Genomic DNA, 24,913 nt, shown 5'->3' with positions numbered 1-24,913 from the left:
AACGTTTTAGTAAAACTTTTATCGGTAAATCACTACACTTAAAGGAGGTAGCGTCATTAAAACTGAGTGTTTATGGCCATTCCATTCCTTGGCTGAAGGTTTTATCGTCTTTTTACCTTTTCCACTACCATTATATTTACTATCATCACTATTAAAAAGTAATTTTAACTGAGTGGTCTTAGGCACACCTACTCTATAGTTTTCTCTGGGTACGGGCGTAAAATTACAGGCAACTATTAAATCATTTTTGGGGTCGTGGCCTTTTCTAATATAGGTCAACACTGTGTTTTCCTGATCATTGTATTCGATCCATTGAAATCCTTCCGGACTAAACTGCTTTTCATAAAGTGCAGGATTGTTTTTGTACACTTTGTTCAAATCCTTCACGACTTCTTGAATTCCCGAATGGAAATCGTATTGTGTTAAATGCCAATCCAAGCTTTCTTGAAAATTCCATTCTGAAGATTGTCCAAATTCTCCTCCCATAAAAAGTAAATTTCCGCCAGGATGGGTAAACATGTATCCAAAAAGTAATCTTAAGTTTGCAAAACGTTGCCATTCATCACCTGGCATTCTATACAAAAGGGATTGTTTGCCATAAACCACCTCATCATGGGAGAAAGGCAACATAAAGTTTTCAGTAAACGCGTAGGTCATTCCAAATGTTAGCATATTCAAGTCAAACGAACGATGGATAGGTTCCTTCTTGAAAAATTCCAGTGTATCGTGCATCCATCCCATCATCCATTTCATACCAAACCCCAGTCCTCCGTAATGTACTGGTTTTGAAACACCTGTAAAAGCCGTGGATTCTTCTGCTATAGTTTGTACACCATTGAAACTGGCATATACTTCTTGGTTCATTTCCCTTATAAATGACATGGCTTCCAAATTCTCATTGTTTCCATACATATTAGGTTCCCATTCTCCGTCTTCACGGGAATAATCCAGATATAGCATGGAAGCTACGGCATCAACACGAAGTCCATCTATATGGAATTGATCTAGCCAAAAAATGGCATTGCTTATTAAAAATGCCCTTACTTCATTTCTTCCGTAGTTGAAAATAAGACTTTTCCAATCAGGATGATACCCTCTTTTTCTATCTGGGTGTTCGTACAGGTGCGACCCATCAAAAAAACCGAGACCGTGGGCATCTTCAGGAAAATGGGATGGTACCCAATCCAAGATCACCCCTATTTTTTTTTCATGAAATTTATCGACTAGCATTTTAAAATCCTCTGGTTTACCAAACCGGGATGTTGGAGCAAAATAACCTGTCAATTGATATCCCCAAGATGGATCATAAGGATATTCCATTATCGGCATAAACTCTACATGGGTAAAACCCATATCATCAACATAAGCTACAAGCTCATCTGCCAATTCTATATAAGAAAGCGACTCCCAACCATTTTTCTTTTTCCAAGAACCTAAATGCACCTCATAGACCGAATAGGGCCTGTCCAAGGCGTTATGTGATTCTCTTGATTTCAACCATTCTTCGTCCTTCCAATCATATGGTCCATCCCACACCACAGATGCAGTATTGGGGGGAACTTCGCAATATCGGCCAAATGGATCTGCCTTTTCGGTCCAGATATCATTATTGTTCGATTGAATTTTATATTTATACTTAGTACCCTTATCTACGCCTGGAACAAAACCCTCCCATATTCCACTTTCATCCCAGCGAACATACAATTGATGTGCCTCGCCGTTCCAAAAATTAAAGTCCCCCATTACAGCTACAGATTTTGCCGAAGGTGCCCAAACGGCAAAATAAGTCCCTTTAACTCCATCAACCTCCATTAGGTGAGAACCCAATTTTTCATAAAGTCTAAAATGTTTTCCTCCCTTAAAAAGATTGATATCGAATTCAGTAAAAAGACTATGGGCTACTACTTTGGACATATAAGTTGGTTTAACGCCTACAATATAATACATCTTTGACCAAGAATCCGATTTTCGTAACTCGGTTTAAAAATAAAATCAACGTTACATAAAAATGGAATGCTTTTTGATTTTAACAAAAAAACAAATACAATGAAGACAAATCAAAAATCAAAAATTATGAATAAATACAATACTATAGTTGGAGCATTGCTCATTTTATTTACGGTATCGTGCGAAGGCCCGCAAGGACCCCCAGGCTTTGATGGTTTTGATGGTCCACAAGGTCCACAGGGAGAACCGGGGATACAAGGCCAAGTGGTAGAGGTTGATGGGGTCAACTTTGGCTTTGATGCAGAAAACAATAGATTTGGAGCTTTGATAAATTATGCGGACGAAACAAATTTTGAGGTTTTCGAAGCGGATGCAGTCCTGGTATATAGGTTTGATGGACTTGTAGATCTTGATGATGGTACTACCGCAGATGCCTGGAGTCAAATACCACAAAACTTTTTTTTACCGGAAGGTACTATACAATACGTATTTGCCCACACCTTTATAGATCTTGAATTGTTTATTGACGGGAATTTTGATTTATCAATTCTTAGTACCGATTTTACAGATAATCAATCATTTAGAATTGTATTTCTGCCCAGTGAGTTTGCTGATGCTTCACGAATGGATACCTCTAACATACAAAATGTGATGAGTGCCTTGGGAATCGAAGAAAACCAAGTGATGAAAATCCAGATGAATTGATTACTCGAAAAATAGTATATTAAAGTCCTGTCCTAGAAAAACAGGACTTTTTAATTTATGTATATGTAGTTGATATGTTTTTGAAAGGAATCACAGAAAATATCGTCTACTAATAAAAAAATACAATGGGAAAAAATTTGTTGTTGCTTGCACTTGTAGCTTTTATAGGTTGTAAGGGTATCTCACAAGAAGAGAAAAAAGAAACTGAAAAGAAGGATGTAGTCTACGCAGTCACCAAAACAGATGCAGAATGGAAAGCAGAATTAACTGAAATGGAATACTATGTGCTACGAAAAGCCGCAACCGAAAATGCGTTTACCAGTGATTTATTGGAAAATAAAAAAAAGGGAACCTATGTTTGTGCCGCATGCGAAACACCTTTGTTCAGGAGTGAAGATAAATTCAAATCAGGAACAGGTTGGCCAAGTTTTGATAAAGCGATAGAAGGGAATGTTGCCTATGATGTGGATTATAAAATTGGTTATGCACGTACCGAAGAACATTGCGCAACTTGCGGAGGACATTTAGGGCATGTATTTAATGATGGTCCGAGTGAAACTACAGGAAAGAGACATTGTATAAATGGAGTTGCACTAGATTTTATCCCTGATTGAGAGTAGGTCAAGGGTCAAGGGTCAAGGAAATAATAAATTTCACTAATCGTCAATCATCAACTAAAACAATATGGAAAAGAAATACGATACCCAAAAAACGGAAGAGGAATGGAAAGATGAACTCTCTCCAGAGGAATACTATGTTCTAAGACAGAAAGGTACCGAAAGACCATATACCGGTGAATTTAACTTGCATTTTGAGAATGGTGACTATCACTGTAAAGCATGCAACTCAAAGCTATTTGAAAGTGACCACAAGTTTGAAAGCGGTTGCGGTTGGCCTTCCTTTGACCAAGCTGTAGAAGGTGCTATAGAATATATTAGAGATACCACGCATGGAATGATCAGAACTGAAACGGTATGCGCAAACTGTGGCAGCCATTTGGGCCATGTGTTCAATGATGGTCCAAAAGAAACAACGGGACAACGCTATTGTATCAACTCTGTAAGCATTGGATTTGATCCAGAAAATGAAAAATGATATTCGAGGAAAATTATCTAAAGAGTGTTCTTTTCGAATTCCATCGCTATAAGGCCTTGGGGGATAAAACTTTTAAACAGCTTTCTACAGATGACATATATTGGAGAAATAATCCCAGTGATAACTCCATAGCTATACTAACAAAACATCTTGTTGGCAATATGTTAAGCCGTTGGACCAATTTCTTGGTCGAAGATGGCGAAAAGGAATGGAGAAACCGTGATACGGAATTTGAAGCGCCCTACAATTCAAAAAAAGAGATGATCGTTGCGTGGGAAAAAGGATGGAATTGCCTTTTCCAAGCAATAAATAGCATTAGCTCATCAAATTTCAATTCCAAGATCAAAATCAGAAATGAAGAACATACACTCGTAGAGGCCATTAATCGTCAGTTGGCCCACTATGCATCACATGTTGGTCAAATTGTATTTCTTGGAAAAATGATTAAAGGCAATCAATGGACTTCACTTTCAATTCCTAAAGATGGTTCGGCAGATTTCAACAAAAAAATGTTCAAATAATCCATTTCCAAATTTTGGGTTAAAGACGATTCAGTAATTCCAACCCTTTGGTTTTTGCTGTCTTAATTCCGTACTTTTGCACTTTATTTTTAACAACTAAAATCAAAAATCAATGAGCAACTTCGATGTAATTGTTTTGGGTAGTGGTCCAGGCGGGTATGTAACTGCGATAAGGGCTTCTCAGCTTGGATTCAAAACAGCCATTGTAGAAAAGGAAAGTTTAGGTGGTGTTTGTCTTAACTGGGGCTGTATTCCTACCAAAGCATTATTGAAATCCGCTCAGGTTTTTGAATATTTGAAGCATGCCAAGGATTATGGTCTAAATGCTGAAAACGTTGAACATGATTTTGATGCCGTTGTAAAAAGAAGCCGTAACGTAGCTGATGGAATGAGCAAAGGTGTTCAATTTTTGATGAAGAAAAATAAAATTGAGGTCCTAAATGGTTTCGGAAAAATACTTCCTGGAAAAAAGGTGTTGGTCAAGGGCGAACATGGTGACCCCGCTGAATATTCCGCAGACCACATTATTATTGCCACGGGAGCACGAAGCAGGGAATTGCCCAGTTTACCTCAAGATGGTAAAAAGGTAATCGGTTATCGTGAGGCCATGACCTTGGAAAAACAACCTAAAAGCATGATTGTTGTGGGCAGTGGTGCAATCGGAATCGAATTTGCCTATTTCTACAACACTATGGGTACTGAAGTTACCGTAGTGGAGTATCTTCCAAATATTGTTCCCGTTGAAGATGAGGATATTTCCAAGCAATTGGAACGCAGCTTTAAAAAAATGGGCATAAAAATAAAAACCTCAGCTGAGGTCACTAAAGTAGATACATCTGGAGAAGGTGTAAAGGCGACTGTAAAAACTTCTAAAGGAGAAGAAGTACTTGAAGCTGATATTGTGCTTTCTGCTGTCGGAATCAAAACCAATATTGAGAATATAGGACTGGAAGATGTGGGTATTGCCGTTGATAGGGATAAGATACTGGTCAATGATTACTACCAGACCAATATTCCGGGTTACTATGCCATTGGTGATGTCACCCAGGGACAGGCTCTAGCACACGTTGCATCTGCAGAAGGAATTTTATGTGTTGAAAAAATTGCGGGAATGCATGTAGAAGCATTGGATTATGGCAACATTCCCGGATGTACGTATTGTATGCCCGAGGTGGCTTCCGTGGGGCTCACTGAAGAACAGGCAAAAGAAGAAGGGTATGATATCAAAATAGGTAAATTTCCTTTTTCTGCTAGTGGAAAAGCAAAGGCCTCTGGAACTCCAGATGGTTTTGTCAAAGTTATTTTTGATGCAAAGTACGGTGAATGGTTAGGCTGTCATATGATTGGAGCAGGTGTTACCGATATGATTGCCGAAGCTGTAGTCGCCAGAAAATTGGAAACAACGGGTCATGAAGTATTGAAAGCGGTCCACCCGCACCCCACAATGAGCGAGGCAGTCATGGAAGCTGTTGCAGATGCATACGATGAAGTAATTCACCTGTAGTCTATGTTAAAAATTTTCAGAGCTACGGCCATTTTAGAAGGCATTTCTTATTTATTGCTTTTTGGTTTTTCCATGCCTTTAAAATATTGGGCGGACATTCCTGAGCCCAATAAAGTTGTGGGATATGCCCATGGTGTACTTTTTATATTATTTGTGGTAATGGCAGGCATATTCTGTTGGGAACAAAAATGGAGCATTAAAAGATTCAGTATTTTATTTATAGCATCCTTATTACCTTTTGGAACATTTTATGCCGATAAGAAATACCTTAAAAATTTAGGATAAAAAACTTTGAATTGCCAAATCATAACTTTGAAGCCCAAAGCCTAGAACCACGCCTTTGGCACCTGAAGAAATATAAGATACATGCCTAAAATCTTCTCTTTTGAAAGTGTTTGATATATGTACTTCCACGACCGGAGCACTGATAGCCTTGACAGCATCACCTATACCTACGGATGTATGGGTATATGATGCAGCGTTCAAAATAATGCCATCATAAGAAAAACCAATTTCTTGGAGCTTATCGATTATCTCGCCTTCTATATTGGATTGAAAATATTCTAGCTGTGTCGCTTTGAACTTGAATTGAAGTTTGGAGAAGTAGTCTTCAAAAGTAGTATCACCATAGATTTCGGGTTCGCGTTTCCCCAGTAGATTCAAATTTGGGCCATTGATTATAATCAACTTCATAGGTTTTCTGTTCAGAATAATTAAATGTGGTAACTTTTATCTATCAAAATCACAATTTAGCTAATATAACTTTTGTTTCTTCTGATTTTTTAAGATTACTTAAAAGGTCAATCACCCTGTCGCCGTCCTTAATCATGATTTTTGCAGTATTCGGACTTATCTCGCCTAGGTTTTCAGCCTTAACAGTGATAATATTATCCATATTTTCTTCTACAGACAGTTTCACGTTTCTTTTTTCTTTGTTGATACTGTAGCGTTTCAAAATTGAAGTATTATTATAATCAACTGAAATTATATCACCATCGACCTTTCCAGAATCCCAGACTATGAGTTCTACCTCATCATTTTTCACAAAAATCGTGGTGGTCTCATTGACCTTGAGCATATTTAAACGCTGCCCATCTATTATTTTGGTCAAATTGATGTTCTGTTTTATGCTATCAGGAATTTTACGAACCCTTTGAATCTTTTTATCTACCTTCTTGGTTTTGGCGTAGACCTTTTTAATGCTCCTTACCATAAGTTCTCCATTTATACAAGGGACACCATCTTCAAACTTACCTTCAAAATTGCCTTTTATAATGTTTTGACTTTCAATATTCCTAACATTGCCCATAAAATGTACAAAACAAAAATCGTAAGTATCCAAATCTGATTTGGTGTACTCGATGCCATATTCAAAAAAATAGACTTCATTGGTTTTATCATTATAAGTACCCTTTACGTATGATTTTGTTTCATGCGGACCACCAAGGTTGGTTACTGAATACCCTTCAACATTTTCACCAATGAGTTGTAATTTTAAATTGTATGAAACCAAGGCTGTATCGTTCAATTTTAGGAAACCTAAAAATTCGTGTTCTTTCTGGGAGTAACCCATAAAATTGATTAGGATAATAATTAATCCAAAAACATTATTTTTTAGCATAAATATTAATAAGTTTAAAAAACCAAAAATCTATAACCATGAAAACAAAAATCTATTTTCTAGTACTAACATTTTTCTTGGGCTTTTCATTTGCCCAAGCTTCTTTCCCTGTTAAAAGATCTGTAAAGGTAGACGAAAGTAAGGAAATCATGTTAGATGGCGTTGAAAGTGAAATGTCCACCCCAGTTGCCAGCAGTACCATGGCCTATGACAAAACAGTTGCAATTTTGTTGTGGGTTTTTCTTTGGCCATTTGCAGCACATAGGTGGTATGCAGGAAAACCAATAGGCTATAATATTTTATTTATTCTTACCCTAGGAGGATTTTTTGTCTGGGCGGTCATCGACCTTGTAAATATTATAAAGGGTGATTTTTAAAGAAATCACTAAAGAACAAAAAAAGCCAGGAATTTAATTCCTGGCTTTTTTTGTTAATCAATATTGATTCTATTTAGTTTAATCAAAAGCATATCTAAAACCCAAGGCGAATATTCCAGCTTCAAAACGGTCGCCATCAAAATTGTCGCTCAATCCAATTCCTGGTCTCCAACTAGCCGAAAAAGCCAGTGGCACATCAGGTATCTTAAAATCAAGACCCGTGTGGGGTCTTAACAAAAATCCAGTATCTGCATCATCGATCAACCATATGCTAGGTCCTATACCTGCAAACCACTGTAAGCCATCTACACCGCTGAATTGACCGTGATATGAATACAAAAAAGTAAGCGCTGTCACACGATCTTCAAATCCTAGATCAAACTGTCCTGCATGATTATCTGCAAAAAAGTATTTACCACTTGGTCCTACAAAAGTAAAACCGTCTCCGAGGTCAAGACCTAAGCCCACAGCAGCCGTATAACTTGTCTGGGCCTGTAAACTAAAGGCTGAAGCGACTAATGTAATTAATAATAGGAATCTGTTTTTCATCATATAATATTTTAGGGTTAATATGACTAAATGTATTAGATTTCATCCTAAAAAATTGAACCGCTGTGCAATAAAACTATTAACAATGTATTAAGACTGGAATATTAATGTAATTATTTAAAAGAAACCTCTTTAAATTGGAAAAAAGCTACAATTCAACCATAACATAATGAGCAATAAAAAAGAAGCTGTCCAAAAAGGTAGATCTTATATTTACTGTCAATTCGAGCGGAGTCGAGATGTATTCAAAATCAAAATGTTAAAGTTCTCGACTCCGCTCGAATTGACAGTGGAAAGACTTTTTTGGACAGGCCCTTTTTTATTGTATTTGAGCTTATTTAATTGAAAGCGTATTGTATACCAAAACCAAAAGCGCCTCCCTCGGTCTCGCCAGCATCGCTTAAAGCGATAGCAGGACGCCAATCAAAATTAAAAACGATTGGTACGCCATCAATTTTAAAATCAAGTCCAGCGTGGGGACGCAGGGAAAATATATTATCAAAATCATCAATAAGTATGATACTGGGACCTATACCCGCATACCATCTTAGACCGGGAGCCCCAACAAATTGTTTGTGATAAGAATAAAGAAAAGTCAGTATGGTAGCGTTATCTTCAAAACCCAAATCCGCTTGGCCAACATGTTTTTCTGAGAAAAAATATTTGGCACTTGGTCCTACAAATGTAGCATTGTCATATAAATCAATACCAAGACCTACAGCCCCTTTATAACTGGTCTGCGCATTAGTATTTAAAGTAAAAAGTAAGGTTAGGGCAATAATAAAAAATAATTTTTTCATGATTTGTGAATTTAAAGATTTTAGGTTTAATCTGTAAAAATACAAAACGAATACAGTTTTATGGATATAATCTTAATATTAAGATAGATCAAACAATATCAATTTCTTAAGAGCGTTGTAATCCAATGCGAAATTTATATGTGTTAATATGTCTTTTGAAAAAATATTTGTTACCTATTGGAACTATATCAAAATAGGAACAGAATCCCCAGTGTAGCAACTCCAAAAGTTCCATTATTATCAACAGCTGTGTAGGAGATATTGAGCTCTGTGTTTCCAGTGATATTGTATCCGACCAAAGGTCTATAATAAAAGCCTCCCTCATTGCCTTCGTTTATACCTATTGCGTAGCCAACATCGGCGCCAAGTTTAAAACTAAATGTAGGATAGACCCTAAAAGAAGCTGCTACTGGCAAAAATTGAAAATCTTCAAATCCTGTCTCAATTTCAAAAGCACCATCTGTAATAGTTTCGGTTTCACCAAAAGCATTTGTAAAACCTGTAGCAAGGCCAACATCCAGTAATTCTGATACGCCCCAGTGATAGACTACATCCAATCCAATACTAAAACTTGAAACATCAGAGGCATCCCCAACAGGAAGTCCAGCATTCAGACCAACTTTAAAGTTACTCCTGTCTTGAGCATTGGTGGAAAACACCATTGTAAAAATGACAATTAAAAATAGATACTTTGTTTTCATAATCGATAAGTTAAGGTTGGGATATAAAACGCTCACTTTACGAGTATAGTATCAGTACCTGCTGTAGTTCGGCAAATTGTCAAACAAATGGGTATGACCGAATAACGATTCAAGATGTTCTGTTCAGTCTATTTGGAATTGGCTATTATAACAAAAAAATATTTTTTTTACCAAAATTTATAACCAACCCCAATGGTCAAATAATTGTATTTTATTTTGACATCGTCACTTCCGGTGAAAGTGTTGTTCAATTGGTAAGAATAGCGTGCTTGTACAAAAAATAGTTCCGTTATGTCCAAACCTATTCCGCCCGCTATATCTATTTGAACACCTGTAAAACTATCAGGAATCTCCTCCAATATAAACGCCAACTGTGGACCAACTTGAATATTGAAAATATCGGTCATATAAAACTTGGCCGAAATAGGTACTACCAAAGATTGAAATTCCTCAACTGTGACATACAACAATTCTGGCTGAATTGAAAAACCACTATTCACTTCAAAATCTGCAAACGCTCCAACATATATGCCAGATTCAGAATTTGAAATAGTAGTATTCCCTTCTTTTATCCGTTCAGCGATATTTGCAAAACCGCCCGTCAGTCCAAAATCAACATTTTGCGCAAATCCCGTAAAAATTACTCCCATAAAAGCAAAGGTCAATAAGAATTTTTTCAACATTTTAATAGTTTTTTATTAGTAGCGCGAAAATAACGATGTGGAGAAATTGTCCTTTGGTTATTTGACCAATGGTATGTTTCAATTGACGGATTCCCTTCTTCATCTTAAAACTTGCAAGAAAAAAAATACGGTTATATTTAATCGATGAACTGGAAACAAGCTTTACAGGATTATAAATATTATCTGAGCATAGAGCGAGGGCTTTCAGAAAACACAATTTCCAGTTATATTTTGGATCTAAAAAAACTGATAAATTATTTGAATGATTATGAAATCGACCAGAAACCTTTACAAATAAATCAAGAAACTGTTCAAAAATTTATTTATGATATTGCCAAAATTGTAAATCCCCGTTCGCAAGCACGAATTATTTCCGGTCTAAAAGGTTTCTTTACCTATCTAATTTTTGAAGATCTAAGAACGGATAATCCCATGGATTTAATTGAAGCTCCAAAAATTGGGAGAAAACTCCCGGACACTTTGGCGGTGGAAGAAATAAACGACCTGATCAATGCAATAGACCTTTCGTTACCGCAAGGAGAACGCAACCGTGCCATCCTAGAAACTTTGTACGGCTGTGGGCTTAGGGTTTCTGAGCTTGTAAATCTCAAACTGTCCGACCTTTATTTTGATGAAGATTTTATAAAGGTTACAGGCAAGGGAGATAAGCAGCGATTTGTTCCCATAAGCAACATAAACAAAAAATACATCAATATCTATATAAAGGAAGTTAGGCACAAACTAAAAATACAGAAAGAGCATGAAGACTGCCTTTTTTTAAACAGAAGGGGAAAACAGCTTACGAGAGCTATGATATTTACGGTGATAAAACGCTTGGCAGAAAAAATTGGTCTTGAGAAAAATATTAGCCCGCACACCTTTAGACATTCCTTTGCAACACATCTTTTGGAAAATGGTGCTGATTTAAGGGCAATACAACAAATGCTGGGTCATGAAAGTATAACGACCACTGAAATTTATGTCCATGTAAATAGAACCCACTTGACAAATGTGCTTAACAAATTTCATCCTAGAAAATAGGGCAATTAAAACTTAAACTTTGTTCTCACCTTATAAACTGGGAATCCGTGACCCATACCAAGAGGACTAAAATCCGGACTGTTTATAGTATGTTGTAATAGACCTTCAACAGAAAGACCAGGTTTTACATCGTAGCCCATTCCATAAAATATACTTTGTAGAGGTTTACTGTTTGGTACGCCCTTGTTCTGGTTTCGCAAATCCCATTCTTGTTCGTAACCTCCAATTATATAAAAATCTTCGTTTAAATATTGCTTAATCTGAATGGGAATTTGAAACCGTTCTGCTACCATATTTTTATAATGATGTCCAAAAACACTGATTTCTGTAGAATTTGTCAATTGATACTGTATTGAAAATGATGCGTAACGAGACCCATCTCCAAAATCCGGATAGCTAAATCCCCCAATGATAAATTCTGAACCTTGTTTAGGAGTTGAAATTTGAGGCTGCTGTGCATGCATGAAAATAATTCCGCCAAAGAGCACCACGATAAAAATAAACTTTTGCCGACTATCCATGTCATTTAATTTTATGTATTAAGTTAGCTTAAAAATAATGTCGCCCTAAATAATTAAAAGACTTTTAACCTTTTTTGAGCTACAATCGCAAACGTGAAAACTACAACTAAGAGAAATCAGCATATAGTAATAAAGTAACTGCTCGATAAACAATTTTAAAACAACCTAACATAAATGAAGCAATCACGTACTTGGTGGAAAGAGGGAATCGTATACCAAATATACCCTAGAAGTTTTCAAGATACTACAGGTAATGGGGTCGGTGATATTAAAGGAATCATCAAACGATTGGATTATATAAAAAACCTAGGAATAGATATTATATGGTTATGCCCCGTTTACAAATCACCAAATGATGACAACGGCTATGACATCAGTGATTACCGGGATATAATGGAAGAATTTGGTACTATGGCCGATTTTGAAGAGCTATTGGAACAAATGCACCTTAGGGATCTAAAGTTGGTGATGGATTTGGTCGTGAACCATACCAGTGATGAACACCATTGGTTTCAAGAGTCTAGAAAATCAAGGAACAATCCCTATCGTGACTATTACCATTGGTGGCCCGCCGAAAAGGGAACTCCTCCTGAACGTTTCAGTTATTTTGATATTGATGGAAACGCATGGAAATATGATGAGCCAACAGATAGTTACTACCTACACTACTTTTCCGTTAAACAGCCCGATTTAAAGTGGGAGAATCCCAAAGTGCGACAAGAAATATATGACATGATGCATTTTTGGTTTAAAAAAGGGGTCGATGGTTTCCGTATGGATGTGATTCCATTTATTTCCAAAGACACAGATTATCCTGAACTACCTGAAAAATATGATGGAAACTTTATTCCTTTTTATGCCGATGGACCAAAATTACATGAGTATTTACATGAGATGAACAGGGAGGTTCTTAGCAAATACGATATCATGACGGTCGGTGAAACTCCAGGAGTGGCAAGAGACCAAGCTTTGCTTTTTGTGGATGAAGAAAGAGAAGAACTCAACATGTTCTTTCATTTTGAGTTGATGTCCCTTGATCGCGATGGTGATGAAGTATTTTGGATGCGCAAAGATTCCTGGAAGCTTACAGAATTTAAAAAAATACATTCCGACTGGGATAAAATATTTGCGGATAAAGGATGGGGCAGTATGTTTCTGGGCAATCATGATTTTCCCAGGGCCGTAAGCAGATGGGGCAATGATTCCCCAGAACACTGGTACAATTCCGCAACCATGCTTCACACTTTTCTCTTGACGATGAAAGGAACACCATATTTTTATTATGGCGATGAGATTGGAATGACCAATATTAGATTTGATTCTATAGAAGATTATCAGGATATCAACACATTAAATAGGTACGAATTATTAAAAGATAAGGGTGTAGACCTAGATGATTTTATAGCGAACGAAAAAGAAGCCAGTCGTGATAATGCGAGAACACCCATGCAGTGGGACAGTTCTAAAAATGCAGGTTTTTCCGAAGCAAGACCATGGTTGAAAGTCAATAAAAACCACAAAAAAGGTCTCAATGTGGCCGAGCAGGAGAAAAAAAAGGACTCGGTATTGAACTACTTCAAAAGAATGGTTCAAATACGTAAAAATCATTTAGGATTGGTTTACGGAAATTACGAATTGCTCTTGGAAGACAATGAACAGATCTATGCTTACACCAGAAGCATGGATAACGATAAATATCTGGTCCTTCTTAGTTTCTCAGAAGATATGGCAACTTTTCAATTAAAGAACTCAATAACCTCCAATTTGAATCTATTGATTTCAAATGATACCAATCAAGCCTTTAAAAATTCTGGAGATTTTGAATTAAATCCTTATCAAGCTTGTGTTTATAAGATTTCTTAATGGAATGGAGCGATTGGATAAAAGATGAAGTGGAGCGATTTGCCAGTATCTTTAATCTCAATTTGACCGACAGCACTGCCAATGGGGAAATAGAGTCTTCAGAAAAATAGTTTAAAAAATTGATGGGTCTTGGTGTTTCTGAATTTATTGGTTTGGACGATACACAATTCAATGATTTTGACCCGTAGTGCATCTTGCTATTTTACCTTTTAGCCTCAAAATTTGGAGGTATATATATATTAAGACAGCACATTTTTGCCGTCATCCTGAACTTGTTTCAGGCTCCCATCCTCGGAATCGGTTGCAAAATTGGTGAATGGGATGTTGAAACGAGTTCAACATGACAATGAACCAGGATTTCCAGTTTTCATAATGTACTATGGTTGATTTTATAAAAAAAAATATAGAGGTCAGTAGATAAATATATAATTTCAACTATCTATTAAATTGAAAATCAGGAACAGTATGATTTTATAAATTGTCAGTTCTAACGTAGTCAAGAACGCTTGACTCCAAAAATTGGACCTCGACTGTGCTCGGCCTTACATTATTGATGTAAGCTTAATTTAAACTAAGTGACTATCTACTGAACTTTAAAAAAATAAATCCGAACATTACAAATCTTGAAATTATATCGGATTATTTTGTCAAACCCTGTGAACTAAAAAAGAGTGGGGAGTCATCCAACTATTTTCTCCAGGCCAAAACACTGCTCATAAAATTTGATGAAATATGCAAGACATTCTAAATGTCCAAAGCAAAAAAACAGCTCATCTCCATGGGATTATTGGTGAATCTTTTTAAAAGGCCTTATAATCAAACGTGCTTCACGGTCAAATCTAATATAATTGTATACCCAATTGATAAAGACCACTACTCTATTTCTGAATCCTATTAAAAAATATAAGTGAACGAACATCCATACGAACCAAGCAAAAACTCCTTGGAACTTAAACTTGGGCAAATCCACTACGGCCTTATTCCTGCCAACTGTGGCCATACTGCCCTTATCCCTATATTTAAAAGGTTTTAATGCTTTGTTTTCAACAATGCGCACCAAATTTTCACCAAGGTGTTCGCCTTGTTGCATTGCAGGCTGGGCCATCATGGGATGTCCATTTGGGAAAGCCTCGGTTTCCATTTGGGCAACATCGCCTACGGCAAAGATTTCATTGAATCCTTCAACTTGGTTGAATCGGTTCACTTTCAAGCGATTTCCCCTACTGAGCAATTCTTTGGCATCCAATCCCTCAATGTTGACAGCTTTTACGCCCGCAGCCCAGACCAAAGTTTCAGAATTAAAGGAAATATCATTGTTGGTAGTTACCAATTTTCCGTCATAATCGGTTACGCGCACATTTTTCCATACGTGTACACCCAGACCTTCCAAAAATTGCTCAGCTTTTTTGGATGCAACTTCGCTCATGGCAGGAAGAATTCTATCGCTACCCTGTATAAGATTTATTTGTGCCCTACGTGTATCCAAATCAGGATAATCCTTTGGTAATATTCCTTTTTTTATTTCGGCCAGAGCACCTGCAAGTTCAACACCGGTTGGTCCACCACCCACGATAACAAAATTCATGAGGGAATCCCGTTCGTGTAGATCATCGGTCAAAAGTGCCTGTTCAAAATTTTCCAGAATAAGGCTTCGAAGGTTCAATGACTGCGGAATGGTTTTCATTGCCATTCCAAGTGTTTTAATATTCTTGTTTCCGAAAAAATTTGTTTCAGAACCTGTGGCAACCACTAAATAATTATATTGTATTTCGCCAATGTTCGTTTTAATTTTACGCTTTCCCGTATCGATTTGTAGCACTTCTGCAAGCCTAAAATAAAAATTTGGATATCCCTGAAGCACTTTCCGAATTGGATACGCAATGGAATCAGGTTCTAATCCACCTGTTGAAACCTGGTATAACAAGGGTTGAAAAGTATGATAATTGTGCTTGTCGATCAAAACTACCTGTACTTCTTTTTTGCTCAATTTCTTGGCTAAAGCTATACCGCCAAAACCACCACCTATAATAATGATTCTTGGAAAACTGGATTGTGGAATATTCATCGCTGACATGAGGGCAAATTTAAGCATTCCCCAAGGTGCAAAACTATTTAGGGATATGTTTTTTAGTATCTTTAAATCATTACTAACAAAATAACCATTCAATGAAAAAATTACTACTCCTTGGCATTACGGCAGTCTTGTTCACTTTTTCTTCCTATTCGCAAAAAGATAGGGACAATGTTTTAAAAAATTTAGATTCCAAATCTGAGAAATATGGAGCTATCGCTATGGAAATATGGGAGCTTGCCGAAATGGGTTATTTGGAAAATGAGAGTTCGGCATTGTTACAAAAGACATTATCCGATGAAGGTTTTTCCATTAAAAAAGGAGTGGCAGGGATTCCAACGGCCTTTACGGCCGAATATGGCTCTGGTTATCCCATAATTGCCATTTTAGGTGAATATGATGCACTGCCGGGCCTGTCCCAGCAAGCTGTGCCAGAGAAAAAATCGGCAAATAAAGAAGCTGGGCATGCTTGCGGGCACCATCTTTTTGGAACTGCATCTACAGCAGCGGCAATCGCCGTAAAAAATTGGTTGAATGAAAGCAAAACCAAGGGTACTATCCGCTTTTACGGCTGTCCGGCAGAAGAAGGTGGCTCTGGCAAAGTTTATATGGTAAGGGAAGGCCTTTTTAATGATGTGGATGTTGCACTCCATTGGCACCCTAGTTCACAAAATGCGGCCAGTGCAGGTGCTGCCCTGGCAAATAAATCGGCCAAATTCAGATTTTATGGTACTTCTGCCCATGCAGCGGGTGCACCGGAAATGGGTCGCTCCGCACTTGACGGGGTCGAGGCCATGAACAATATGATAAATATGATGCGGGAACATATTCCACAAGAGGCCAGAATACATTATGTAATAACCGATGGCGGTAAGGCGCCGAACGTAGTTCCCAATTTTGCCGAGGTCTATTATTATGCAAGACATAATAAAAGGGATATAGTAATCGATATTTTTGACCGAATGTTGAAAGCCGCTGAAGGCGCAGCCTTAGGAACAGGAACAACGATGGATTATGAAATGATAGGAGGTACTCACGAACTTTTGCCCAACCTCACTTTACAGAAAATAATGCATGACAACTTATCAAAGGTCGGGGGAATAACATACACGGATGAGGAAAAATCTTTTGCTGATAAAATCTCTACCAGTTTGGGCTATAAAGAATTGAACATGGACAGAGCAACCAAAATTCAACCTTATAAAGAAGAAGCAAGAGCTTATGGATCTACAGATGTAGGGGATGTGAGCTATACGGTGCCAACGGTAGGTATGGGAGCCGCCACATGGGTTCCAGGCACCCCTGCCCATAGTTGGCAAGCTGTTGCCGCAGGTGGAATTTCCATAGGAACCAAAGGGATGATGGTTGCCGCCAAAACACTTACACTAACAGCTATAGATCTTTATAAAAACCCAAAAGTAGTTGAGCAAGCAAAAGTGGAACTGGAAGAAAAAAGAGGCAAAGATTTTGAATACATACCCCTTTTGGGCAATAGACCACCTGCACTGGATTATAGAAAATAAATTTTCTTTGTGATTGTAACAATTTCGACTTTGCGGGTACTTATAAGACAAACTTACCAACCTTAGTGAATAAAGAACTTGAACATCGCTTTGTAACGGAGCTTGAGAACAATCAAAATATTGTTCACAAAATATGTACGCTCTACACAAACGATAAAAGTTCCCACAACGACCTATTCCAAGAAATAACGATTCAACTTTGGAAGGCGTATCCCAAGTTCAGGGGGGATGCGAAATTTAGTACTTGGATGTACAGAGTAGCATTGAACACAGCCATAACACTTTATAGAAAATCGAAAAAAAGAATTCAAACGCAAGATTATGATTCAGTAATTTATAAGATAAAGACGGACGACTATGATGATACCGAGGAACAACAGTTAAAGTTAATGTACGATGCGGTAAAGCAGTTGGGAGATATTGACAAAGCTTTGGTTTTTCTGTATTTGGAGGACAAGAACTATTCCGAAATATCTGAAACACTGGGAATCACCGAAGTTAATGCAAGGGTAAAAATGAACCGAGTGAAAAACAAATTAAGAACCATACTTAATCCTTAGAAGATGATGGATGAACTGGAACTCTTAAAGAAAGACTGGCAGAATAAGGAAGAACATCTTCCCAAACTGTCATATGACGAAATTTATAAGATGATTTGGAAAAAATCGTCATCCATAGTAAAATGGATATTCTATATAAGTCTTATCGAATTTATATTTTGGGCGGGAATAAATATCATCTTCAGTGATCCAGAATCAATGCAAGACTTGAAAGCTATGCACATTTACAATGCTATGATGGTTTTGAACTTTGTCAATTATGCGGTAATTCTATATTTTATTTATAAGTTTTATAGGAACTATAAGAAAATCTCTTTTACAGATTCTTCTAAAAAATTGATGAGGACCATATTAAATGTCAAGAGAACCGTAACTCAGTATGTATGGTTCAATCTTATCATTTTCACAGCCACCATGGTAATAAGTATTTATGGTGTGCTCATTTACGGGGAACAAGGTAAAGAAATTATGGATATTGCACTGGAGCAAGGCAGTGAAACCACTTTTTGGTCTCTTGTAATCCTTATCTCAATTGTTTTTATAGCTATTTTGCTATTGCTGATTTGGCTTTTTTATAAACTGCTTTATGGAATACTTCTCAGAAGATTGAAAGCCAATTACAATGAGCTTAAAAAATTAGAAGTTTAGTCGCCCTTATAACTGTATGTTCTTTTCTTGTGATCAGCTTCGTATTCGGCAAGTTCTTCTTCTGGGATAACTTTTAAGAAAGATGGATGCTGCTCAATAGCATATTCCAGTTTTTCCATTATCGCTTCTATGGATTCATTCTCGTAATCAATTTCCAATGGCTCCTTTATATGCATGGATTGAAGTATTCCCTTCTTTTTTACACGCAATCCCTTTTTGTCGAATGAACGTCTAAATCCGTCGATTACAACAGGAACAACAACAGGCTTATATCTTTTTATAATATGTGCAGTTCCTTTGCGTAGCGGTTTCCAAGGTGTGGTTGTTCCTTGTGGAAAGGTAATTACCCAACCATCTTCCAAAGCCAGGGCTATGTTACTTATATCACTGAATTTTACCTGTCTTTTGACATCCTTTCCGTCTGCCCTCCATGTTCTTTCAATACTTATGGAACCTGCATAGGCTAAAATCTTGGCCAGAATACTTTGCTTCATGGTTTCCTTTGCCGCAACGTAGTAAATATTCAATTTGGGGTTCCACAAGTATCCCAAATTTTTTATGGAATCATCCCTTCCTTTTAAACTGGCATTAAATACATGGAACATGGCCACTACATCGGCAAAATAGGTTTGGTGATTACTTACGAACAGCACGTTCGTTTCAGGTAAATCACGTATTATTTGCGAGCCTTCTATTTCCAATGTATTGAATCCTTTGTAACGTTGGTGGGTAATCATACCCGCTATGCGGATCAACCATCGCTTTAAAAATAAAATATGCCCAAAAGGATTTTCTTTAAATAGACCCATAGATTGTCTGTTGCTAGCTAATTTACAAAATAGCCATTAAAGCACTTGCTCTAAAAGCTCTTTGATTTCACTCATCATCATCGCGGTTGCTCCCCAAACTGTATAACCATTTAATTTATAGGCAGGTACATCAATCTCATGCGCATAAGAAGTACTTAATTTTTCTTCTATCAGGTTGGAGGAATCCAAAAAATCACGCAAATATACCTCTACTATGTCTTCAACCTCGCTTTCCTGTATCACAAAAGGGCGTGGTTTTGAATAAATACCAATAAAAGGCTGTACTATAAAATTACTGGGGGGAATGTAGACTTCGCTCAATTGTTTTAATACCTCTATGGTATCTGGGACCACCCCAACTTCTTCGTATGTTTCACGTAATGCAGTGTCCAAAAGATTTCTGTCCTCCTCCTCCACTTTTCCACCAGGAAACCCAATTTGGTTGGAATGTACTCCCCTATAGGTTTTTCTTAGTATTAACAATAGTTTGGTTTCCTCATTGGTATCTGGATAAAAAAGTGCCATTACACCTGCCTTTCTTGGTTTCATTTTTTCGATCTCTTTTGATTTTAACCATTGGATTCGAACCAAAGGAGACATTTTATAATGTGAATCCATTCCGGGTAGTGGGAGATTTTTTATTTTTAAAGCTTGTTGATAAAACTTTTTAAAATTCATGATACTAAAACAATCGGCTTTACTTACAAGTATACTATTATTTTTTGTTGTCGCTTGCGGCGAATCTCCTAAAAATAATAGGACCGCTACAAAGAAAGCTGAAGTACAAATAGATACCACAAAGGAAAATGGTACGGCCCAAGTAAAAGAAGAGAAAGATACTTTTCTGTTAAGTGAAGAAAATGCCATTGACTTCTTTTTTGAATATGCCAAAAATCTAAAAGTAGATAAGGTCAAACTGACCACGAGCATGGGTAGCTTTACGGTACAGTTATATGATGATGTTCCCTACCACAAGGCAAATTTTATTTATTTGACACGAAAGGGATATTTTGACAATACCCAATTTCATCGAATAGTCAAAGACTTTATTATACAAGGTGGCAATTCAGATGATATAGAAACGCCCAGAAAACGAAACAAAATAGGAAAATATCTTCTTCCGCCCGATGCGAAAAAAGGTCACAAACATCACAGGGGCACTATTTCGATGCCCAGCAGTGAGCGGGACAATCCACATAAGTTGGCATCTCCCTATGAATTCTTTATCGTTGTAAAAAAAACCGGCTCTTACCATTTAGATGGTTCATATACTCCATTTGGGAGAGTAATACAGGGAATGGATGTTGTGGATGCCATAAGCAATGTTCCCGTAGGTGATGGTGATTGGCCATGGCAAAACGTTTATATTCTAAAAGCAGAAGTTCTTTGATCAGATTTCTTTTTTATATATGTTTGGCAATCGTATTTTAAATTTTACGGCGACAAGCCTTAAGGAAATCACAATACAAATAGCGGCTACATATGCGTAATCCTCCTTTATGGGAAATCGGGTAAACAAAAAGTAACTGGCCCCACCCAAAATACAAGCAGTCGCGTATATCTCCTTTCTGAATATAACCGGTATCTCGTTACAAAGTATGTCTCTGATAACTCCCCCAAAACTGGCAGTCATGGTCCCCAGGGCAATACATATAATTGGCGAAAGATCTGCTTGCAGACCTTTTTCAATACCAAGCATCGTGTATAGGCCAATACCTATGGTATCAAATAAAAACAAGGATTTTCTGAAGTATTTTAATTGATTTACAAAGATGACCCCAATAATTACAGTAATAAGTATAGTCGCCACATATGTTAAATCACGCATCCAAACTACAGGCGTATTTCCTATGAGCAAATCTCTTAGAGTTCCGCCTCCTATTGATGTAACAAAGGCTATAATAACAACTCCAAATAAGTCCAATCGTTTTTCCATGGCAACAAGAACCCCAGAGATGGCAAAAGCTACCGTACCCAAAATATCAATGGTTTGATAGAACATAATTACATTTTTTGAGTGTAGTAGCTATAATCCTTTAGAACTGTATCCAAAAATGGAATGTCATATAGCGTAGAATTTGTGTTTAAAATACTTTCAACTTTAACCCTTAGTGCTGTAAGTGTTTTAAAATCATTGCTTTTTCTCGCAATTCGGAACGTATCTTTTATAAGTCTCACATCCTTGTCCGTAAGTAAGGTAACATTAGTAAACTGAGGAACGTAGGTTTCATTTACATCTTCCAAAATAGTATGGGATACCTTGGTTTTATTTTTGGTACTAGTTACAACCGTACCCGCCGCTGCATCTCCTACACGTTGTCTTTTTTCGGAAAAAAGTATGGAGAGTATGCCAATAGATCCTAAAAATATCCAAATATCGACCAAACGAAGCATCCATCTAACTAAATAATTGCTCCAGTGGACCGGCGTACCATCCAATCGGACAACGCGCATTTTAAGAAGCATTTTTCCCACTGTTCTTCCATTAAATATACTGTGCATTAATAGCGAATAGCACATAGCCGGCAAAAAAATGAAAGCTGCCAAACCTCTTTGTGTCCATGTATCCTCATAAATATATCCAAGGGCATCACTTATTATGTTCACAAGAAACGCATACATATAAAGGATGAGTCCATCAATCAAAAATGCTACTATTCTTTCACCAATACTTACAATTTTATAATCTAGGTTAACATTTTGCGTTGTATTGATTTGGAGGTTACCCATATAACAGTAATTTTAGCTTTACGAATCTATTACATATGCGCGAAGCGGCCTTTGTAAAACAAAATAAGGAAAAATGGATAGCATTTGAAAAAGCTATTTCATTTAGTTCCAAAACCAATCCTGATGTTCTGGTAGATGGTTATATTCAACTTACAAACGACTTGGCATATGCACAAACGTATTACGAGGAAAGTAAGACTTTATTGTACTTGAATTCTTTGGCGTCGCAAGCCCACCAAAAAATTTATAAGAACAAAAAGGAATCCGGTAATAGGATACTAAATTTCTGGATGCGTGAATTTCCGCTATTTTTTAGGCAATATCACAATACTTTGGGCATCACTTTTTTGATTTTCTTTTTGGCTTCTGCCGTTGGATGTATTTCCGCTTTAAATGATTCCACTTTTGTACGCCTGATATTGGGAGATGGTTATGTAAACGAAACCTTGAACAATATTGCTAAAGGTGAGCCAACGGCCATTTATAAAAGTGGAAGTGAGATAGGAACTTTTTTGGGGATTACCATTAACAATATTAGAGTTGCGTTTTTAGCATTTGCCTTTGGTGCAATTACAAGCATAGGAACGGTATATATTCTTTTTAGTAATGGAGTCATGTTGGGAGCCTTTATCACGTTTTTTTATACCAAAGGCGTTTTTTTTGAAGCAAACAAGCAGATTTGGTTGCACGGTACCATAGAAATATCGGTAATCATAATTGCAGGCTGTGCAGGTCTCATTATGGGTAATAGTATTTTGTTTCCAAAAACATTTTCCAGGCGTGTTTCATTTATGAAAGGCGCAAAAGATGGACTAAAAGTTGTAGTGAGCACCATTCCCTTCTTCATAATTGCGGGTTTTATAGAAGGGTTTATTACCCGTTATTCCAGCATGCCAAATTGGTTGGCCTTTGCAATAATTGGCCTCTCGTTTTTGTTAATAGTTTTTTATTACATCCTATATCCCATTTTAGTAAAGAGAAAATATGAAGGACAAGTACATAGAACTTAGGGTAAACCGTGACTTTGGTGATATCCTAACCACTTATTTTGATTTTTTAAAACAGAACATAAAGAAGTTCACCAATGTCTTTATCAGCTATAATGGAGTATTTCTTATTGGTTTGTTGATTACAAGCTATCTTTTGGTCTCTGGATTTGTAGGGCTTATTGCCGCTGAAGGTGGGTTTTATGGAAATAGCATTCCACAGAATAATGACGATACCTATTGGATCTATATTATTTCCGGTGGTATTCTGTTTTTTGTAATTCTAATACTCGTTGCGGGACTAAACTTTAGTTTAAGTTCATCCTATTTAGTGCAATATGAAAGATCAAAGGGATTGAACTTTGATAAAAAAGAAGTCTGGAACCTTACTAAAAGTAAGTTTGGTAATACCCTGGTTTTTATATTGCTCCTTTTCCCTATTTATGGGGTGTTTTTTGTTATAGTATTGATTACTGCCTTTATACCATTAATAGGGCTGTTTGCACAGTACATTCTTCAGTTTTCCCTTGCAGCATGGGTCGGAGTTTCTTTTTTCAGTATGTTGGAACAAAATAAAGGTGTAACAGATGCTTTTGGTGAAGGTTGGAAATTGGTGAGCAAAAATTTTTGGAAATCCATTGGGGTAAATTTTATTCTTGGTTTGTTAAATGGACTTCTGTTTTTCATCGTATTAATTATTCCGGGAATTATATTAGGTGTTTACACTTTCCATGTTGTTGAAAATAATGTTGATGTTGGAAGCTCTGTAGTATCCACTATTGTATATACACTTGGACTCTGTCTATTGCTCATTTTATCCATCTATGGACAGTGTCTCTCCCAAATTGTGAATGGTATTCTTTTTTATACCCTACATGAGAAAACTTATAATCTGAACATAAGAAGCAAAATTGAGCAAATAGGACAATCTAACCAGTGATAAGAACCATCTTCTATTTATTCTCTTTGCTGGGGATATCCGCAGTATTCTCCCAGAATGACTCTATAGTGCTCCCCATAGATGAAAACTCTGGGCTCCAAGAACGTAAAATGTATAGGGACTTGAATGAAAAGTATACTGGAGATGAGTTTAATTATGAAACCAACACAGGGGAGTCCCAAAATCTACTGGCTTGTTTTTTAAGATGGTTTTTTCAAGGAATTGGTGATGCCATTGGAATAAATATTCCACCAAATATTCTTCAAATACTTGAATATACGATTTATGGATTAATGGGGCTCTTGATCATTTATCTTTTGATAAGGGTGCTCATCAATGAAAAATTTAATTCCATATTCTCAAAAAAAGCAACGTCCATTGTTGATATTGACCTATCGGGACATCATATAGAAGCTATAGATTTAGATGCTTTAACGTGTTCTGCCCTAAAAAATAAAGACTACCGTCTTGCCATACGCTATCAGTATTTAAAAATTTTAAAACTACTATCCAAAAAAGAGATTATTGAATGGCATTTTGACAAGACCAATGCGGATTATGAAAAAGAGATTGGAGAACCTCAAATAAAAAATGAATTTAAAAAGGTTTCTTACCTATATGAATATATCTGGTATGGTGAGCAACGTATTGACGAAGCCATTTACTCAAATGCAAGTTCTAGGTTTGTCCAATTAAACAAAATAATATCGCAATAACT

General features: G+C 36.8%; 29 protein-coding genes. 16 read left to right on the top strand and 13 right to left on the bottom strand.

Going from position 1 to position 24,913, the window contains the following annotated elements; all coding sequences use genetic code 11:
* Positions 1-18 precede the first annotated feature (18 nt).
* Complete coding sequence (glgB, locus tag HME9304_RS13145) at positions 19-1,914, bottom strand: 1,4-alpha-glucan branching protein GlgB (protein ID WP_112379828.1); 1,896 nt, start codon at positions 1,912-1,914, stop codon at positions 19-21.
* A 159-nt stretch (positions 1,915-2,073) separates the two neighbouring features.
* On the opposite strand from glgB, the gene HME9304_RS13140 reads away from it, so the two are divergent.
* From HME9304_RS13140 to HME9304_RS13115, 6 genes are all read left to right on the top strand, one after another.
* Positions 2,074-2,652: a collagen-like triple helix repeat-containing protein gene (locus HME9304_RS13140; protein WP_112379827.1), complete on the top strand. Its 579-nt coding sequence runs from the start codon at positions 2,074-2,076 to the stop codon at positions 2,650-2,652.
* 125 nt (positions 2,653-2,777) lie between these two features.
* The gene (gene msrB, locus HME9304_RS13135) at positions 2,778-3,266 is read left to right on the top strand and encodes a peptide-methionine (R)-S-oxide reductase MsrB (protein WP_112379019.1); all 489 of its coding nucleotides are present in this window, start codon (positions 2,778-2,780) and stop codon (positions 3,264-3,266) included.
* A gap of 70 nt (positions 3,267-3,336) precedes the next feature.
* Positions 3,337-3,747, top strand: a complete 411-nt coding sequence (gene msrB / locus HME9304_RS13130; RefSeq protein WP_112379018.1) for a peptide-methionine (R)-S-oxide reductase MsrB — start codon at positions 3,337-3,339, stop codon at positions 3,745-3,747.
* On the top strand, positions 3,744-4,268 hold the full coding sequence (locus tag HME9304_RS13125) for a DUF1572 family protein (protein ID WP_112379017.1): 525 nt from the start codon (positions 3,744-3,746) through the stop codon (positions 4,266-4,268). The genes msrB (HME9304_RS13130) and HME9304_RS13125 overlap by 4 nt, the downstream gene beginning before the upstream one ends.
* A gap of 112 nt (positions 4,269-4,380) precedes the next feature.
* A complete protein-coding gene (lpdA, locus tag HME9304_RS13120; RefSeq protein WP_112379016.1) occupies positions 4,381-5,772 on the top strand; it encodes a dihydrolipoyl dehydrogenase in 1,392 nt (463 codons plus the stop codon).
* A 3-nt stretch (positions 5,773-5,775) separates the two neighbouring features.
* A complete protein-coding gene (locus HME9304_RS13115; protein ID WP_112379015.1) occupies positions 5,776-6,057 on the top strand; it encodes a DUF3817 domain-containing protein in 282 nt (93 codons plus the stop codon).
* On the opposite strand, the gene HME9304_RS13110 is transcribed toward HME9304_RS13115, so the two are convergent.
* Both HME9304_RS13110 and HME9304_RS13105 read right to left on the bottom strand, forming a co-directional pair.
* Complete coding sequence (locus HME9304_RS13110) at positions 6,049-6,465, bottom strand: type II 3-dehydroquinate dehydratase (RefSeq protein WP_112379014.1); 417 nt, start codon at positions 6,463-6,465, stop codon at positions 6,049-6,051. The genes HME9304_RS13115 and HME9304_RS13110 overlap by 9 nt on opposite strands.
* Positions 6,466-6,514: 49 nt before the next feature.
* On the bottom strand, positions 6,515-7,393 hold the full coding sequence (locus HME9304_RS13105) for a hypothetical protein (RefSeq protein ID WP_112379013.1): 879 nt from the start codon (positions 7,391-7,393) through the stop codon (positions 6,515-6,517).
* A 38-nt stretch (positions 7,394-7,431) separates the two neighbouring features.
* On the opposite strand from HME9304_RS13105, the gene HME9304_RS17105 reads away from it, so the two are divergent.
* On the top strand, positions 7,432-7,770 hold the full coding sequence (locus tag HME9304_RS17105; RefSeq protein WP_206170476.1) for a TM2 domain-containing protein: 339 nt from the start codon (positions 7,432-7,434) through the stop codon (positions 7,768-7,770).
* Positions 7,771-7,848: 78 nt separating this feature from the next.
* Here HME9304_RS17105 and HME9304_RS13095 read toward each other — a convergent pair whose 3' ends face one another.
* The 4 genes from HME9304_RS13095 to HME9304_RS13080 form a co-directional block, all read right to left on the bottom strand.
* On the bottom strand, positions 7,849-8,322 hold the full coding sequence (locus HME9304_RS13095) for a hypothetical protein (protein ID WP_112379012.1): 474 nt from the start codon (positions 8,320-8,322) through the stop codon (positions 7,849-7,851).
* A 335-nt stretch (positions 8,323-8,657) separates the two neighbouring features.
* Positions 8,658-9,119 (bottom strand): hypothetical protein, encoded by a 462-nt coding sequence (locus tag HME9304_RS13090; RefSeq protein ID WP_112379011.1) that lies wholly within the window; start codon positions 9,117-9,119, stop codon positions 8,658-8,660.
* A gap of 188 nt (positions 9,120-9,307) precedes the next feature.
* Complete coding sequence (locus tag HME9304_RS13085; protein WP_112379010.1) at positions 9,308-9,820, bottom strand: hypothetical protein; 513 nt, start codon at positions 9,818-9,820, stop codon at positions 9,308-9,310.
* 167 nt (positions 9,821-9,987) lie between these two features.
* A complete protein-coding gene (locus HME9304_RS13080; protein ID WP_112379009.1) occupies positions 9,988-10,503 on the bottom strand; it encodes a porin family protein in 516 nt (171 codons plus the stop codon).
* Positions 10,504-10,647: 144 nt separating this feature from the next.
* Here HME9304_RS13080 and xerD point away from each other — a divergent pair, with 144 nt between their 5' ends.
* A complete protein-coding gene (xerD, locus tag HME9304_RS13075) occupies positions 10,648-11,544 on the top strand; it encodes a site-specific tyrosine recombinase XerD (RefSeq protein WP_112379008.1) in 897 nt (298 codons plus the stop codon).
* A gap of 5 nt (positions 11,545-11,549) precedes the next feature.
* On the opposite strand, the gene HME9304_RS13070 is transcribed toward xerD, so the two are convergent.
* On the bottom strand, positions 11,550-12,065 hold the full coding sequence (locus HME9304_RS13070) for a hypothetical protein (protein ID WP_112379007.1): 516 nt from the start codon (positions 12,063-12,065) through the stop codon (positions 11,550-11,552).
* Between the two features lie 174 nt (positions 12,066-12,239).
* Between HME9304_RS13070 and HME9304_RS13065 the strand changes: the two genes are divergently transcribed.
* Entirely contained in the window at positions 12,240-13,928 is a 1,689-nt protein-coding gene (locus tag HME9304_RS13065; protein ID WP_112379006.1) for a glycoside hydrolase family 13 protein, read from the top strand.
* Positions 13,929-14,712: 784 nt separating this feature from the next.
* Here HME9304_RS13065 and HME9304_RS13060 read toward each other — a convergent pair.
* Positions 14,713-15,993, bottom strand: a complete 1,281-nt coding sequence (locus tag HME9304_RS13060) for an NAD(P)/FAD-dependent oxidoreductase (RefSeq protein ID WP_112379825.1) — start codon at positions 15,991-15,993, stop codon at positions 14,713-14,715.
* Positions 15,994-16,094: 101 nt separating this feature from the next.
* Between HME9304_RS13060 and HME9304_RS13055 the strand changes: the two genes are divergently transcribed.
* From HME9304_RS13055 to HME9304_RS13045, 3 genes are all read left to right on the top strand, one after another.
* Complete coding sequence (locus HME9304_RS13055) at positions 16,095-17,522, top strand: amidohydrolase (protein WP_112379005.1); 1,428 nt, start codon at positions 16,095-16,097, stop codon at positions 17,520-17,522.
* Positions 17,523-17,587: 65 nt separating this feature from the next.
* The gene (locus tag HME9304_RS13050) at positions 17,588-18,082 is read left to right on the top strand and encodes an RNA polymerase sigma factor (protein ID WP_112379004.1); all 495 of its coding nucleotides are present in this window, start codon (positions 17,588-17,590) and stop codon (positions 18,080-18,082) included.
* Positions 18,083-18,088: 6 nt separating this feature from the next.
* Positions 18,089-18,730 (top strand): hypothetical protein, encoded by a 642-nt coding sequence (locus tag HME9304_RS13045; RefSeq protein WP_417935257.1) that lies wholly within the window; start codon positions 18,089-18,091, stop codon positions 18,728-18,730.
* Here the strand turns inward: HME9304_RS13045 and HME9304_RS13040 are convergent.
* The gene (locus HME9304_RS13040) at positions 18,727-19,539 is read right to left on the bottom strand and encodes a lysophospholipid acyltransferase family protein (RefSeq protein WP_112379002.1); all 813 of its coding nucleotides are present in this window, start codon (positions 19,537-19,539) and stop codon (positions 18,727-18,729) included. The two genes, HME9304_RS13045 and HME9304_RS13040, sit on opposite strands and share 4 nt — an antisense overlap.
* A gap of 36 nt (positions 19,540-19,575) precedes the next feature.
* Complete coding sequence (locus HME9304_RS13035; RefSeq protein WP_313789977.1) at positions 19,576-20,088, bottom strand: NUDIX hydrolase; 513 nt, start codon at positions 20,086-20,088, stop codon at positions 19,576-19,578.
* 127 nt (positions 20,089-20,215) lie between these two features.
* Between HME9304_RS13035 and HME9304_RS13030 the strand changes: the two genes are divergently transcribed.
* Positions 20,216-20,929, top strand: coding sequence for a peptidylprolyl isomerase (locus HME9304_RS13030; RefSeq protein ID WP_112379000.1), 714 nt, complete (start codon positions 20,216-20,218; stop codon positions 20,927-20,929).
* On the opposite strand, the gene HME9304_RS13025 is transcribed toward HME9304_RS13030, so the two are convergent.
* Together HME9304_RS13025 and HME9304_RS13020 are read right to left on the bottom strand one after the other, a co-directional pair.
* Entirely contained in the window at positions 20,930-21,541 is a 612-nt protein-coding gene (locus HME9304_RS13025; RefSeq protein ID WP_112378999.1) for a trimeric intracellular cation channel family protein, read from the bottom strand. It lies immediately after the preceding gene.
* 2 nt (positions 21,542-21,543) lie between these two features.
* Positions 21,544-22,269 (bottom strand): RDD family protein, encoded by a 726-nt coding sequence (locus HME9304_RS13020; RefSeq protein ID WP_112378998.1) that lies wholly within the window; start codon positions 22,267-22,269, stop codon positions 21,544-21,546.
* A 35-nt stretch (positions 22,270-22,304) separates the two neighbouring features.
* On the opposite strand from HME9304_RS13020, the gene HME9304_RS13015 reads away from it, so the two are divergent.
* The 3 genes from HME9304_RS13015 to HME9304_RS13005 are packed head-to-tail and all read left to right on the top strand — an operon-like array spanning position 22,305 to position 24,911.
* Positions 22,305-23,279: a stage II sporulation protein M gene (locus tag HME9304_RS13015; RefSeq protein ID WP_112378997.1), complete on the top strand. Its 975-nt coding sequence runs from the start codon at positions 22,305-22,307 to the stop codon at positions 23,277-23,279.
* Positions 23,254-24,195, top strand: a complete 942-nt coding sequence (locus tag HME9304_RS13010) for a hypothetical protein (RefSeq protein ID WP_112378996.1) — start codon at positions 23,254-23,256, stop codon at positions 24,193-24,195. Before HME9304_RS13015 ends, HME9304_RS13010 begins: the two co-directional genes overlap by 26 nt.
* Positions 24,192-24,911 carry a hypothetical protein gene (locus tag HME9304_RS13005; RefSeq protein WP_123877485.1) on the top strand — a complete coding sequence of 240 codons (720 nt, stop codon included), beginning with the start codon at positions 24,192-24,194 and terminating at the stop codon, positions 24,909-24,911. The genes HME9304_RS13010 and HME9304_RS13005 overlap by 4 nt, the downstream gene beginning before the upstream one ends.
* Positions 24,912-24,913: the final 2 nt, after the last annotated feature.

Origin of the sequence: Flagellimonas maritima (assembly GCF_003269425.1) — a bacterium.
GTDB lineage: Bacteria > Bacteroidota > Bacteroidia > Flavobacteriales > Flavobacteriaceae > Flagellimonas > Flagellimonas maritima.
Note: the sequence above shows the minus strand (reverse complement) of the source record. Positions and strands in the feature narration are given on the sequence as shown.

Bases quoted from the DNA above. Each gene is read 5' to 3' on its own strand.
- HME9304_RS13020 (WP_112378998.1), bottom strand. From the start codon at position 22,269: ATGGGTAACCTCCAAATCAATACAACGCAAAATGTTAACCTAGATTAT.
- HME9304_RS13115 (WP_112379015.1), top strand. From the start codon at position 5,776: ATGTTAAAAATTTTCAGAGCTACGGCCATTTTAGAAGGCATTTCTTAT.
- HME9304_RS13030 (WP_112379000.1), top strand. From the start codon at position 20,216: ATGATACTAAAACAATCGGCTTTACTTACAAGTATACTATTATTTTTT.
- HME9304_RS13085 (WP_112379010.1), bottom strand. From the start codon at position 9,820: ATGAAAACAAAGTATCTATTTTTAATTGTCATTTTTACAATGGTGTTT.
- HME9304_RS13015 (WP_112378997.1), top strand. From the start codon at position 22,305: ATGCGCGAAGCGGCCTTTGTAAAACAAAATAAGGAAAAATGGATAGCA.
- xerD (WP_112379008.1), top strand. From the start codon at position 10,648: ATGAACTGGAAACAAGCTTTACAGGATTATAAATATTATCTGAGCATA.
- HME9304_RS13110 (WP_112379014.1), bottom strand. From the start codon at position 6,465: ATGAAGTTGATTATAATCAATGGCCCAAATTTGAATCTACTGGGGAAA.
- msrB (WP_112379018.1), top strand. From the start codon at position 3,337: ATGGAAAAGAAATACGATACCCAAAAAACGGAAGAGGAATGGAAAGAT.
- HME9304_RS13105 (WP_112379013.1), bottom strand. From the start codon at position 7,393: ATGCTAAAAAATAATGTTTTTGGATTAATTATTATCCTAATCAATTTT.
- glgB (WP_112379828.1), bottom strand. From the start codon at position 1,914: ATGTCCAAAGTAGTAGCCCATAGTCTTTTTACTGAATTCGATATCAAT.
- HME9304_RS13040 (WP_112379002.1), bottom strand. From the start codon at position 19,539: ATGGGTCTATTTAAAGAAAATCCTTTTGGGCATATTTTATTTTTAAAG.
- HME9304_RS13095 (WP_112379012.1), bottom strand. From the start codon at position 8,322: ATGATGAAAAACAGATTCCTATTATTAATTACATTAGTCGCTTCAGCC.
- HME9304_RS13070 (WP_112379007.1), bottom strand. From the start codon at position 12,065: ATGGATAGTCGGCAAAAGTTTATTTTTATCGTGGTGCTCTTTGGCGGA.
- HME9304_RS13010 (WP_112378996.1), top strand. From the start codon at position 23,254: ATGAAGGACAAGTACATAGAACTTAGGGTAAACCGTGACTTTGGTGAT.
- HME9304_RS13055 (WP_112379005.1), top strand. From the start codon at position 16,095: ATGAAAAAATTACTACTCCTTGGCATTACGGCAGTCTTGTTCACTTTT.
- HME9304_RS13025 (WP_112378999.1), bottom strand. From the start codon at position 21,541: ATGTTCTATCAAACCATTGATATTTTGGGTACGGTAGCTTTTGCCATC.
- HME9304_RS13125 (WP_112379017.1), top strand. From the start codon at position 3,744: ATGATATTCGAGGAAAATTATCTAAAGAGTGTTCTTTTCGAATTCCAT.
- HME9304_RS13080 (WP_112379009.1), bottom strand. From the start codon at position 10,503: ATGTTGAAAAAATTCTTATTGACCTTTGCTTTTATGGGAGTAATTTTT.
- HME9304_RS13065 (WP_112379006.1), top strand. From the start codon at position 12,240: ATGAAGCAATCACGTACTTGGTGGAAAGAGGGAATCGTATACCAAATA.
- HME9304_RS13090 (WP_112379011.1), bottom strand. From the start codon at position 9,119: ATGAAAAAATTATTTTTTATTATTGCCCTAACCTTACTTTTTACTTTA.
- HME9304_RS13060 (WP_112379825.1), bottom strand. From the start codon at position 15,993: ATGAATATTCCACAATCCAGTTTTCCAAGAATCATTATTATAGGTGGT.
- HME9304_RS13045 (WP_417935257.1), top strand. From the start codon at position 18,089: ATGGATGAACTGGAACTCTTAAAGAAAGACTGGCAGAATAAGGAAGAA.
- HME9304_RS13140 (WP_112379827.1), top strand. From the start codon at position 2,074: ATGAATAAATACAATACTATAGTTGGAGCATTGCTCATTTTATTTACG.
- msrB (WP_112379019.1), top strand. From the start codon at position 2,778: ATGGGAAAAAATTTGTTGTTGCTTGCACTTGTAGCTTTTATAGGTTGT.
- HME9304_RS13035 (WP_313789977.1), bottom strand. From the start codon at position 20,088: ATGAAACCAAGAAAGGCAGGTGTAATGGCACTTTTTTATCCAGATACC.
- HME9304_RS17105 (WP_206170476.1), top strand. From the start codon at position 7,432: ATGAAAACAAAAATCTATTTTCTAGTACTAACATTTTTCTTGGGCTTT.
- lpdA (WP_112379016.1), top strand. From the start codon at position 4,381: ATGAGCAACTTCGATGTAATTGTTTTGGGTAGTGGTCCAGGCGGGTAT.